This window comes from Jonesia quinghaiensis DSM 15701, from assembly GCF_000423205.1.
Classification (GTDB): Bacteria; Actinomycetota; Actinomycetes; order Actinomycetales; family Cellulomonadaceae; genus Jonesia; species Jonesia quinghaiensis.
The window spans coordinates 654,603-667,219 of record NZ_AUHN01000004.1; the positions used below are offsets into that span (position 1 = coordinate 654,603).

Annotated in this window: 10 protein-coding genes; 7 read left to right on the top strand and 3 right to left on the bottom strand. The window is 58.5% G+C overall.

The window, feature by feature from the left end; translation table 11 throughout:
• Nucleotides 1-62: 62 nt before the first annotated feature.
• A complete protein-coding gene (locus tag G538_RS14845; protein ID WP_051196509.1) occupies nt 63-1,604 on the bottom strand; it encodes an ABC transporter substrate-binding protein in 1,542 nt (513 codons plus the stop codon).
• Between the two features lie 272 nt (nt 1,605-1,876).
• On the bottom strand, nt 1,877-2,881 hold the full coding sequence (locus tag G538_RS14850) for a LacI family DNA-binding transcriptional regulator (RefSeq protein ID WP_084618013.1): 1,005 nt from the start codon (nt 2,879-2,881) through the stop codon (nt 1,877-1,879).
• Between the two features lie 226 nt (nt 2,882-3,107).
• Between G538_RS14850 and G538_RS0103150 the strand changes: the two genes are divergently transcribed.
• Nucleotides 3,108-5,348 (top strand): beta-galactosidase, encoded by a 2,241-nt coding sequence (locus tag G538_RS0103150; protein WP_245566773.1) that lies wholly within the window; start codon nt 3,108-3,110, stop codon nt 5,346-5,348.
• Between the two features lie 9 nt (nt 5,349-5,357).
• The gene (locus G538_RS0103155; RefSeq protein WP_029068164.1) at nt 5,358-6,842 is read left to right on the top strand and encodes a glycoside hydrolase family 43 protein; all 1,485 of its coding nucleotides are present in this window, start codon (nt 5,358-5,360) and stop codon (nt 6,840-6,842) included.
• 189 nt (nt 6,843-7,031) lie between these two features.
• Here the strand turns inward: G538_RS0103155 and G538_RS0103160 are convergent, their stop codons facing one another.
• On the bottom strand, nt 7,032-8,120 hold the full coding sequence (locus G538_RS0103160; RefSeq protein WP_035832807.1) for a fatty acid desaturase family protein: 1,089 nt from the start codon (nt 8,118-8,120) through the stop codon (nt 7,032-7,034).
• Between the two features lie 221 nt (nt 8,121-8,341).
• Here G538_RS0103160 and purD point away from each other — a divergent pair, with 221 nt between their 5' ends.
• From purD to G538_RS14855, 5 genes are all read left to right on the top strand, one after another.
• Nucleotides 8,342-9,652 (top strand): phosphoribosylamine--glycine ligase, encoded by a 1,311-nt coding sequence (gene purD / locus G538_RS0103165; protein WP_029068166.1) that lies wholly within the window; start codon nt 8,342-8,344, stop codon nt 9,650-9,652.
• Nucleotides 9,649-10,596: a phosphoribosylaminoimidazolesuccinocarboxamide synthase gene (locus G538_RS0103170; RefSeq protein ID WP_029068167.1), complete on the top strand. Its 948-nt coding sequence runs from the start codon at nt 9,649-9,651 to the stop codon at nt 10,594-10,596. The genes purD and G538_RS0103170 overlap by 4 nt, the downstream gene beginning before the upstream one ends.
• 112 nt (nt 10,597-10,708) lie before the next feature.
• Nucleotides 10,709-10,969 (top strand): phosphoribosylformylglycinamidine synthase subunit PurS, encoded by a 261-nt coding sequence (gene purS, locus G538_RS0103175; RefSeq protein WP_029068168.1) that lies wholly within the window; start codon nt 10,709-10,711, stop codon nt 10,967-10,969.
• Nucleotides 10,969-11,682 carry a phosphoribosylformylglycinamidine synthase subunit PurQ gene (gene purQ, locus G538_RS0103180; RefSeq protein WP_029068169.1) on the top strand — a complete coding sequence of 238 codons (714 nt, stop codon included), beginning with the start codon at nt 10,969-10,971 and terminating at the stop codon, nt 11,680-11,682. The genes purS and purQ overlap by 1 nt, the downstream gene beginning before the upstream one ends.
• Nucleotides 11,683-11,904: 222 nt before the next feature.
• Nucleotides 11,905-12,396 carry a GNAT family N-acetyltransferase gene (locus G538_RS14855; RefSeq protein WP_051196511.1) on the top strand — a complete coding sequence of 164 codons (492 nt, stop codon included), beginning with the start codon at nt 11,905-11,907 and terminating at the stop codon, nt 12,394-12,396.
• Nucleotides 12,397-12,617 lie beyond the last annotated feature (221 nt).

Sequence of the window (12,617 nt, forward strand, 5' to 3'; positions counted from 1 at the left end):
CGTGAATCCAAGCTGTGGTGCCGGTGGGGGCGCGGTGTGGGTTGCGCCCCCACCGGGGTGGGTCATTGCGCTGGTTGGATGAGGTACATGTATGGCACGACCATGTCGGCTGCCATGGTGACGTCAATGCCGGGCTTGGCTACGTACAGATTGTCGATGAAGTAGAACGGTGCGAACCATGCTTGATCGACGATGTACGTGTTGAGTTCTTGCGCTGCCTGGGCGGCGTCGGCTTCGCTTCCTGTTTGGATTGTGTCGAGGTACTGGGACACTTGGGGGTCTTCGGTACCGAATGGGTTGAACAGTGCGGTGGGGGTGATCGCGAAGGTAGCGATTTGCCAGTCGCTTGCTGCTGCCAGTTGCATCCAGGAGGACCCGTATTTGGCGCCCATGAGGTCGGAGATGAAGTTTGTGCCGACGTCGGTGTAGTTCACGGTGATGCCTACGTCAGAGAGCTGCTGTTGTACTTGGGTGAGTAGCGCAGAGTCGATGACGCTTGTTGAGGGCATGTCGAGTGTGATGCCGTCGCCGTAGCCTGCTTCAGTGAGAAGCTCGCGGGCTTTGTCTGGGTCGTAGCTGTAGTGGCTGTTCAGCGCTTCGTCGTATCCGGAGGTTGCGGGACCAAAGATTTGGTTGGTCACTGACCCGTATCCCAGTTGGAGGGCGTTGAGCATGCCATCGCGGTCCAGTGCGTAGTTGATGGCTTGCCGCACGCGGACATCGGCGAGGGGTTCGTCGATGGCGCCGTCGCGGTCGAGGAGCATCAGGCCGGACCAGTCGAGTTGTGAGGTGTTCACGGTGTAGCCTGCTGCTTCTACTTGTGGCAGTGAGGACACGTTGGTGAACGATGCGCCGTCAACTTGGCCACCTTGGAGGGCGTTGAGGAGCGCTGTTTGGTCGGCGTAGTACTGGAAGGTCAGGGTGTCCCATTGTTGGATGGAGTCGTCCCAGTACTCGTCATTTTTGGTGAAGACGTAGGTTGAGCCGGATACGGTGGCGCCGGTGTCAAGGATGTATGGGCCTGAGCCAACGGGGGTTGTGGTGGCGTCTTCGCTGTCCCATGAAGCAGGGGAGGAGAGGTATCCCAGTGGTTGGGTGAGCCAGTTCAGCATCATGGGGTCTGGTTCGGTGAGGGTGATGATGACTGTTGTTGCGTCTGGTGCGGTGGCTGTGTCGATGAATTGCGCGTTGGAGAGGTCTGGGGTGGACGAGGCGCGGAAGTGTTCAATGTTGTCAACGATGGCTTGCGCGTTGAGTGGTTCGCCGTCGGTGAAGGTGATTCCTTCGCGTACGGTGAGGGTGAGTTCGGTGCGTTCGTCGTTGTATGACCAGTCGGTGGCGACTCCGGCAACGATGTTTCCGTCGCCGTCTTGCCGCAGGATGGTGTCGTACACAGCGGTAAAGTATTGGGTTTTCGTGCCTGATGCGTACCCGCTAATGTCCCATGCTGCGGGAATATCAGTTTGGGCAAGGGTGAGTGCTTCGGTGTTTGGGGTGTCGCTTCCTGATGTCCCAGGGGTGTTCTCGTTTGTGGCGCCTCCACCGCACGCTGCGGTGAAAAGTAGTGCACTCAGAATGCTGAGCGCAGCAATGTGTCGTCGCATGTCATCTCCTTTGATGAATCTTGCTCTCAGGGTCCAGTGAGTCACGGGAACCTTTGTGCCTGCTGTACTTAATCGAATCAGTACTGTGACGTATCAGTAACGTACATCTGCTGTGTTTGTGCTGGCAAGAGGGGGCGATGGATTCGCCCCACGTGCGCGTCGTAGGTCTGTGGTGGGGTGGGATCGCTGCCATAGGAGGGTCACCTGCGACAATGCTCAGAACGCTGGGGGAGTTGAGAACGCTTAATACGAAAACAGTTGTTATCGCTTCTTTATGTGGAGTCCCGTTCAATGAGATCGATGCTACTCGTTGCCGCAGGTAATGGGATGTCCAAATCAGGGCGAATTGCGCGCAAAATGAGCGACCCCATACCGCTGCCCACTTCAAAGGCATAAATATTGACCGTCGTCAGTGCTGGGTAGGTGAAGGGAGAGAGGGGAAGGTTGTCCACCCCAATCACGGCAATGTCGGCTGGCACCTTCACGTCAAGGCGTAACAATGCAGCGAGCAATATGGCAGCCACCTCGTCGTTGTATGCCGACACTGCGGTCACCCGAGGGGTTAGTGCAAGAATCTCTTGAGCTGCGCTTATGGCGCCCTCAAGGTTGAAAGGAATATCCACCACAGGTGGTGCATCAATGCCCAACTTTGTGCACTCATCGCGGGCTCCGGCTAACCGGCGTGCGTAGTATTCCTCAACGTTTGGAATGTCCGGTGCCGCAAAGGCGATATGTTGGTGGCCTTTGCTGTGGAGGTAACTAATATGCAAACGGCCAATAGCGGTTTGCGACAAGATAATGGAGTTATCTGCTTCGCCATTGTCGTCTTCGAACTCAGTGCTGACAACTGGCACTCCAGTGCGTTGAATGTCGTACGCTTCTTGGCGTGTTAACGCTGTGATGCTGGCAACAGCAGCAGGCATCAATTCGCGGCACAACTCTAATGCGCTGGCGCCTTCACGTTGCCTGCGGTACACCACGGAGTAACCATGCGGTTCAAGGGTTCGCACAATCCCCTCAATAGCTTGGGCTGTCAGTTCGCCAATTTGTGCGTCGCGCAAAATAATGAGGATCGTGTCGCTGGTGCCTTTGCGCAGGGTCCTCGCCGCCGCTGAGGGGGTGTAGTTCAGTTCCTCTGCCGCTTGACGGACCTTAATTTTGGTGCGTTCAGAGATGGACTGGTTTGTCGCATTGTTGATCACGTAGCTCACTGTGCTTTGCGAGACTCCGGCGAGCCTAGCGACATCTTTAGCGGTGACACGTCTCTGTATATTCACACCGCTCCCTCCTGTCGTCGGTATCCCCTGCTGGATTCATCGTAGAGGAGGGGTATAGGCTATTGCGCTCCGATCACGGTTGCTTTAACGTATCAGTAACGGTCTGGGAAACCCCGTCAGCGGTGACAGGTCACCCCCCGCCACCGTCAGGCCTTCCACAGGCGCCCTCAACGCAGAGGGTATCGACACCACACGCGCGCGGTACATCCCGCGGACAACCAGACGGATGAAAAGGACACCCGCTATGGGGGACACAGAGCACAACGCTCCACCACAACTTCGCATCGGTGCCGCCTACTATCACGAATACGGTCGCGGAGATCGCCTCGATCATGACCTTGACCTCATGAAACAGGCTGGCTTCACCGTGATCAGGGTCGGAGAATCAGTCTGGTCAACCTGGGAACCACAAGACGGTGTGTTCAACCTCGACTGGCTAGAACCCGTCCTCGACGGCGCCCACGCCCGCGGAATCGGAGTGATCCTCGGCACCCCCACATACGCGGTACCGCCGTGGCTCGCCCGCAAGCACCCGGAAATCGCCGGTGAAACAGCCACAGGTGTTCGCATGCCATGGGGAATGCGCCAAGAAGCAGATTTCACCCACCCAGCTTTTCTCCACCATGCCGAACGAATCATCCACAAGATCGTTGACCGGTACCAAGAACACCCTGCAATCATCGGGTACCAAGTGGATAACGAACCCGGAATCCGCCTGCTCTACAACCACAGCGTTTTCCAACGGTTCCTGGACCACCTACGCCACACCTATGGCACCGTAGAACGCCTCAACGAAGAATGGGGGCTGGTGTACTGGTCGCATCGACTCTCCACCTGGGAAGATCTCTGGCTCCCCGACGGCAACACTCAACCCCAGTACGACCTCGCCTGGCGGCGCTTCCAAGCCAGCCTCGTCACGGACTACATCGCGTGGCAAACCGACGTCGTGCGCTCAAAGCTTTCTTCAGCCAATAAGGAGATGCCCATCACGACGTGTATTTCCTATGACCAAGTTGGGGTAGAAGATGAGCAACTTAGCCGTGCGTTAACTGTCGCAGCAGGTAACGCCTACTATGACATGGCCGAAACCCTTGCTCACCCCTTCACTGAACCCATGTCAGCTGGGTGGATTGTGCGCGGCCCGTGGGCGGTGTATCAACTTGCTGACCTGATGTATTCCTCGAAACAAGCACCGTTCCTTGTCACGGAAACAAACGCTGGCTCTATTGGCTTTGGGTCCATCAACTCTGTTGCTTTTGACGGTCAGTGGCGCCAAGTGGCATGGGCGTTGATGTCTCGCGGGGCGACCATGATCGAATACTGGCACTGGCACACGTTGCACTACGGCACAGAAACCTTCTGGGGTGGGGTGCTTCCTCATGACGGCATCCCCGGGCGGGCGTATAACAACATCGCTGAACTCGGCCAAGAAATCCAAAAACTCTCACCACACGTAGGTGGCGCCACACCTGATGCGGACGTTGCGTTCCTCTACGATTCCGATGCTAAGTGGGCGCTGAGCTTCCCCATCACAGCACCATTGCCATCGAATGGCGTGCAGGGCATGGGGGACACTGATTCTTACCGGCGCATCGCATTGCCGTTTTACCGTGGCGCCTTTGACGCTGGTGTCCAGATCAACACAGTGCGCCCGCACCAACTGTTTGGGGCTCTGAGCGAGGACCACTGCGCAACAACACCAGACTCTCTCCGTGATGCCGCCCATCACGATGCCACCCATCACGATGCCGCCGCATCGGGTGAGGACCCGGTTGAGTTTGCCCGCCGCCGGCCGGTGCTCATTGCGGTGGCCCTGTACACCGCTACCGATGCGCACCTGCAGTGGTTGACCCAGTATGTGGAGGCTGGTGGGCACCTGATTGTGGGGCCACGTACCGCATACGCTGACCATGAAGGTCGGGCCCGCCACGAGGTGAAACCTGCTTTCCTTGCCCGCCCGGCAGGGGTGAGTTACCAAGAATCAGCGAACCTACATCAGCCAGTTCCGGTGACATCCACCCAGGCGGAGGGGTTCACTCTGAGTGGTCACAGCGCCGCCCACGAGTGGATTGATTTCCTGCGCCCGGAGGGAGCAACCACTCTCGCCGAATACAATCACCCACATTTTGGCCAGTGGTCCGCGGTGGTCACGGCACGTCACGGGGCTGGCCGTATTACCACAGTTGGCACAGTCCCCGATCAGCAACTCGCTGCAGACCTGATGCGGTGGGCTGTTCCCGTGCCTCGCACCGACGGGTGGGTAGGGTCGCAAGCCTCAGTGCGGGCAACGTCAATGACCCGCCCTGATGGGTCTGGTCTTGTTGTTGTGCATAACTGGGCTGACACTCCCGCCACTGTCACTGCCGCGACCCCGTGTGTAGACCTCAGCGACGAGGCACCATACACCACGGGTGACACCATCCGCCTGACACCGTGGGATGTGCGCATCCTGCACGTCACCCACTGAAGGAACCTCATGACTGCACAATTGCGTAACCCTGTCTTGTCTGGGTTTAACCCTGACCCGAGCATCGTGCGGGTGGGGGACGATTACTACCTGGCTACCTCAACATTTGAGTACCTTCCAGGGTTGCCGATCTACCATTCCACTGACCTGGTTGAGTGGAACCTCATCGGGCATGTGGCGGTGACGCCTGATCACCTTGCAGTGCACGATGTTCCTACCGGTGGCGGTGCTTGGGCTCCGACCCTGCGCTACCACAACCAGCAGTTTTGGCTTGCCGTCACTGATGCGATGGGTCGCGGCACACTCATTTTCACTGCCGGGCACCCCAGCGGGCCGTGGAGTGCAGGAACCCCAGTTCCTGGGGTTAACGGTATCGACCCCGATCTTGCGTGGGACAGCGACGGCACATGCTATATGACGTATTCCGCGCTGCGCCTCACCGGTGACGGGGTGGGCAGCCACGATGGCATTGAACAGGTACGCATTAACCCCACAACTGGTGAAACACTATGCGACCCCTACCCCGTATGGTCCGGCACCGGATTAATGTTCCCCGAGGCCCCTCACCTGTACCAGCACGAGGGGTGGTGGTATCTCCTCATCGCGGAGGGCGGGACAGAACGAGGCCACAGTGTCAGTATTTCTCGTGGAACCAGCCCCGCTGGTCCTTTTGAGGGAGCGCCCACTAACCCCATTTTGTCGGCGCGCTCCACAGCCCGTCCCGTGCAGAACACAGGTCATGGTGATCTGGTCCTTGGCCCTGACGGTCAATGGTTGTTCTACTTGTTGGGGATGCGTACGCACGGTGGCACCCGGTCATTTTCTCCTCGCGGACGGGAAACATTTGTGACAACAGCCCGGTGGGTTGACGGGTGGCTTGAGGTTGACCCCGTTGAACTGACCGACCCCCAATCAGGGGCTTTCAGTGATGACTTTATGTCCCCAACATTCCCGTTGCAGTGGCTAGGGTTGCGCGCACTACCCGCAGACCTTGCGCACCGAAGTGCCGGGCACCTCACCTTGCGAGGTGATGGAGCGGGTATGTCAGATGCACACGCAACTTTTGTGGGCATCCGCCTCATGCACTTGGACACTCACACTTCCGTCGAGGTTGACACCTCAGCTGGTATTGGGGGTTTGTCGATGCGTTACGACGAAGCCCACCACTACAGTGTGGAGGCGCGCGGCAACCAGGTGATCGCCCGAGCCTGTGTGGCAACTTTGTCCCAGGAATGGAGCATCGAGCGTCCCGCGGGAACTACCCGAGTGTGGATGACAACTCGCGCTGTGACACCCGGGTTCGCGGCGATGAGCTGCGATGAGGTCATTCTTGGTGTTGATGGGCCACACGGGCCTATCGAACTGGCAGTGGTAGATGGCCGTTTCCTCAGTGCTGAGTCCACCTGCTCATTTACTGGCCGGGTCATTGGCGTGTACTGCGAAAGTGGTGAGGTCTCATTCCAGAACTTCAGCTACACGGGGAGTGGAAACTAACTTAAGCCCCGCCGGTGGCGCATCTGTGACAGGCACCCTTGCGATGACGAATTCTTGTGCTGCTACCTCGTGCGCTCTCCTGAACGCATATGACTCAGGGCTTGTGCCACGGAAACCATGGCACAAGCCCTGAACTGTTTTATCTCCCACCGCACGTAGACCTACGCGGCGCAGAACTCGTGGTGACGATTACACGCCTGATGGCCGGAACTGGCTGACCATGGGGCAGTCAAATGGGTCGCGCCCTGAGATTCCCACACGGTTCAGATACGCAATGACTTGGGAGTACGATTCACGCACTGTAGCCACAGTGTAAGGAACACCGATCTCAGCGCAGTGTTTGCGAACAATTTCCGATGCCTTCATCAGGTGCAGACGCGGCATGTTGGGGAACAAGTGGTGCTCAACCTGGTAGTTCAAACCACCGTAGAACATCGTGAGCCACAGGTTACCGGCGCGCGTTGAACCCATAATGTTTCGTGAGGTCAAGACCTGACGGGACAAGAAGTCAACGGTTGTTACCCGGTCAATGAGTGGCATGCCCTTGTGGTTGGGGGCGAATGAGCCACCCATGTACACTCCAAACACGGCGAGCTGGACGCCAACAAACGCAAATGCCATACCCACTGGCAGGAACATAAACACTGCGGTGAGGTAGATGCTGATGCGCAGGGCAATAGTGACGATCTCTGACACCCGGTTTTTCACCTTGGGGGCAGTGAAGAGGTAACGCAGCGACAGCCAGTGGAGGTTAATACCCTCCAGGGTCAGCAGCGGGAAGAAAAGGTACCCTTGACGGCGGGTGATCCACCCGGAGATGCCACGTTGCACGCTTGCGTCTTCAGGGGTGAAGGAAATGGTGTCCCGCTCAATGTCGGGGTCCTTGCCAATGGTGTTGGGGTTCGCGTGGTGGCGGGTGTGCTTGTTCATCCACCACTGGTAGCTGATGCCCACGATCGCGTTGGCGAGAAACCGCCCGGTGCGGTCGTTAGCGGGACCGGAAACGAAAATCTGCCGGTGCGCAGCCTCATGGGTGATGAACGAAATTTGTGTGAGCACAACACCGAGGGCAGCGGCGAGCAGCAGCTGGAACCAGCTTTCGCCCAGAAAAATTGACCCAACGATGATGCCACCAAGAGCCACACCAAGGACAGCGAGCATCGTGATGTAAAAACCACGCTGGCGCCCTAGTAATCCGGCTTCTTTGACGGTGCCAAGGACACGGGAAAAGTTCGCTGAACCGGCAGTGCCGCGTTGGCGGGTTGGCTTAGTGCGCACGTCCTGCGCTGGTGAGAGAGTAATGGGGACTCCAATGTGTGGGGAGCGGATCGCCGGGGGTCTACGGCGACCACGACGTGTTGTCCTCCCCAAGCCTACGGTACCGTAGGTTAGAGGGATAGGGCCGTCTCGTTTTCTTCACATTCGGCACGTCAGCGCTGCACATAAGTCAAAGCAAGACAGGTCAGCAACTGTGTGAGCCAAGCGACTAGAATCGCGGTGTGAAGATCCTTGTCCTTGGCTCAGGTGCCCGCGAACACGCCATTGTCCATTCCCTCGCCCACGAACACGCATCGTCTGGTCAGGCGCAGCATGAACTGCATGTCGCGCCAGGAAACCCCGGAATCGGCGCGTTAGCGCAACTCCACGCAGTGGACGCGAACGACCCAGACGCCGTGGTCACCCTTGCCCAGCAACTAGACATTGATCTACTGATGATCGGCCCCGAAGCACCCCTCGTAGCAGGCGTCGCCGACGCCGCCCGCGCCGCAGGCATCGCCACATTCGGCCCATCAGCCCAGGCCGCACGGCTCGAAGGGTCCAAGGCGTTCGCTAAAGAAATCATGGCAGCTGCCGGCGTACCCACAGCACGCCCATACGTGTGCACCACCCTCGACCAGGTCGAAGAAGCGCTCGCAGCGGTCGGGGAAACCAACCCTTATGTTGTTAAAGACGACGGGCTGGCTGCCGGAAAGGGCGTGGTAGTCACCACCGACCGTGACGAAGCCCTTGCCCACGCCCAGGCGTGCCTCGAAGCGCGCACCCCAGACGCCGCCAAAGTTGTTATCGAGGAGTATCTCGACGGCCCAGAGGTTTCCGTTTTTGTTGTCAGCGACGGCACAACGGTTCGCGCGCTCAGCCCAGCGCAAGACTTCAAACGAGTCGGCAATGACGATGCCGGCCCCAACACTGGTGGCATGGGTGCCTACACTCCGCTGACCTGGGCACCCCAAGGGCTCACTGAAGAAGTCATCACCACGATTGCTCAACCCACTATTGACGAGATGGCTCGCCGCGGCACACCGTTTGTCGGCATCCTCTATGTTGGGTTGGCATTGACCTCCGCGGGCACGCGTGTCGTGGAATTTAATGTCCGCTTTGGTGACCCCGAAACCCAATCCGTTCTTGCCCGCCTAGAAACACCACTGTCACAGGTGCTGTGGGCCGGAGCGCACGGCACGTTAGCGCAACTCCCTGAACTCCAGTGGCGAGACGAAACCTCAGTGACGGTTGTCCTCGCCGCTCGTGACTACCCAAACACCCCAGCAGTGGGCGATGTAATCACCGGTGTCGACGAGGCAGAAAAAGTGCCCGGCGTCCACGTCCTGCACGCCGGTACCCGCCGTGATGAGTCAGGGGCCATCGTGTCGAGCGGTGGGCGGGTCCTGTCCGTTGTTGCTGTCGGCGCCGACCTCGACGAAGCGCGAGCCCGCGCCTATGAAGCGATAGTGCGCATCGTCCTCGATGGTTCGCACTACCGCACGGACATTGCCCTGAAAGCTGCACGCAACGAGATTACGGTGACCCGATGACCGGCCTAAACATCCCCACACAAAACCTACCCGACTGGCGTCATGTGTATTCGGGTAAGGTCCGCGATCTTTACGAGCCAGATACCGATGCCCTCGGCGGCCCACACCCGCACGGTGACGTCGTGCTGGTGGTCGCATCGGACCGTGTGAGCGCGTATGACCACGTGCTGTCCCCAGGAATCCCGGGTAAAGGAAAAGTTCTCACCCAACTCAGCCTCTGGTGGTTTGACCAACTAGATGATGTTGTCGGCAACCACGTGGTGTCGACGGACATGTCATCGACTCCAGGTGACGGGCTGATCCCTGAAGAAGTACATGGCCGCGCCATGATTTGCCGACGCCTGAACATGTTCCCCATCGAATGTGTTGTGCGCGGGTACCTCACTGGTTCAGGCCTTGTTGAGTACCAGCAAGACGGCGCCGTGTGTGGGGTCTACCTGCCCGAGGGCTTAGAAGACGGTTCCCGCCTAGAAGGGCCGATCTTCACCCCTGCCGCGAAAGCGGAGGTTGGGGAACACGACGAGAACATCACCTACTCTGATGTGGCGCAGCAGGTCGGTTTAGCTGCCGCAGAACTACTGCGTGACCACACCATCACTATTTATGCCCGCGCGGAGGAGATCGCCCGTTCGCGCGGAGTCATCTTGGCTGACACCAAACTCGAATTTGGAACCGACCCAGCTACCGGGGAAATCCTCCTCGGCGATGAGGTCCTTACACCGGACTCTTCCCGTTTCTGGGACGCCCGCCAGTGGCGTCCAGGCGGGGCACAACCAAGCTTCGACAAGCAGTTCATCCGCGACTGGTTGACCTCACCTGAATCCGGGTGGGACCGGGCCAGCGGTGCACAGCCACCACTGCTACCCGAGCATGTCATTACAGCCACCCAGGAACGTTACATCGAGGCGTATACGCGCCTCACTGGTCAGGTCATCGAGCTTTAACCTAACGCCGCACAGTCACTGGGCCACATGCCGGGCGGTTGGTTACCATCCGCTCGGTGCCCAGTAGACTGGGAAGGCAATCCGTGCGAACCCCTCTACTTCAGGAGTGCCCGTGGGACGCGTAGTCGTCGACGTCATGCCCAAGCCCGAGATTCTTGACCCACAGGGAAAGGCCGTTGCCGGCGCTCTTCCTCGTTTGGGTTTTGACGGGTTTGTTTCTGTCCGCCAAGGTAAGCGCTTTGAACTTGAGGTTGAAGGGGACGTTACCCCTGAAGTCTTAGAAAAAGCTCGGGAAGCAGCCCTCACTCTGCTGTCGAACCCTGTCATCGAAGATGTTGTTGCAGTCACGGATGCGTCAGGTGAGGGTCACTGATGTCAGGAATGTCTGGCGCTCGCATTGGCGTGATCACTTTCCCCGGAACCCTTGATGACCGTGATGCGGCGCGCGCGGTGCGTCTCGCTGGTGGGGAAGCTGTTTCTTTGTGGCACGGCGACGCTGACCTTCACGGGGTCGATGCTGTGGTCTTGCCGGGTGGGTTTTCCTACGGCGACTACTTGCGTGCTGGTGCAATTAGCCGTTTCGCTCCGGTCATGGACAAGCTTGTGGATGCCGCGAACGGCGGTCTACCGGTGCTGGGAATCTGTAATGGGTTCCAGGTGCTGACGGAGTCACACCTGCTTCCGGGCTCGATGATCAAAAACGATCACTTGCACTTTGTGTGCCGGGAGCAAACCCTTGTTGTGGAGAACAACGCCACTGCGTGGACGAACTCCTACCAGCAGGATCAGCGCATCGTCATTCCGTTGAAAAACCAAGATGGCCAGTATGTTGCTGATGAGCACACGCTGGACATGTTGGAGGCTGAGGGCAGGGTTGTCTTCCGCTATGAGGGGTGGAACCCGAACGGTTCACGCCGCAACATTGCTGGTATCAGCAATGAGCGTGGCAATGTTGTGGGGTTGATGCCTCACCCAGAGCACGCTGTAGAGAAGGGCTTTGGCCCCGATAATGGCACTGCCCACCGTGACGGCACTGACGGGTTGGGTTTCTTCACCTCGGTGTTGAACACCTTGGTTTCTGCATAACGTTGGTTACGTGACGACACCGTGAGGTGTGGTCCGGGACTGTTTGGTGGGGGTGCGATCACGCTAAGTGGTCGCACCCCCACCATTGTTTTACGGTCAACCGCTTGACATCACACCTACAGAATCTGGTGTTCACGTCGATATATCTCTTACGGTGGAGTGGTTTCCCGCCGAGACGTTTCAGGTTGAGTGAGACCCACTCACCTGCCCATGAGGATGTGTATGACGATGACGATCCACAAGGTCACCTGGTCCGATGCTGATGCAACGGCACTGCGCGATGCCCAAGAAGCTGAAGTGGCCCGCAGGTACTCTGCGCCTGTGACTGGTTCGGGCCCTGAGCCCGAGGGGCTCATTGCCATGTTGGTGGCGACTGTTGATGGTCAGCCTGCTGGGTGTGCTGCGGTGGTTGAGGTGACTGGCCTGGAACCTGAGTTTGGTGAGGGGCGTACTGCTGAGGTGCGTCGGGTTTATGTTGATCCGCAATTTCGTGGGCATGGTCTTGGGCGGGCGCTTCTTGATGCGCTTCATGACGAGGCGCGTGCTGCGGATATGGAACAACTGGTTTTGGTGAGCGGCACGATGCAACCTGAGTCGGTGGCGCTCTATCGTTCGGCGGGGTATCTCCCGCTGGAGCCTTACGGCTTTAACAAGCAGTTCGAGACGTCATTGTTCTTTTGGTTGCCGCTGCAAAGCGTGGCCCTTACGGCGTAATGCCGTGTTGCTTTCTCTTCCGGATGCGACACCCCGCTGAATGTGATCCACCAGCGTGACCTGCGACTCTGTGTGCGGGGTCACCTGTTTGTGGTTTGATTTCGGTGGTGGGGGTGGGTAATGTTTTCTTTTGTCAGCGCGACGGGGTCGCCGCCGGGGTTTGTTTCTGGTGGTGGTTCTGGTAGGGTTGAGAAGTTGCCTTAGCGGCGGGATTGGCCGGG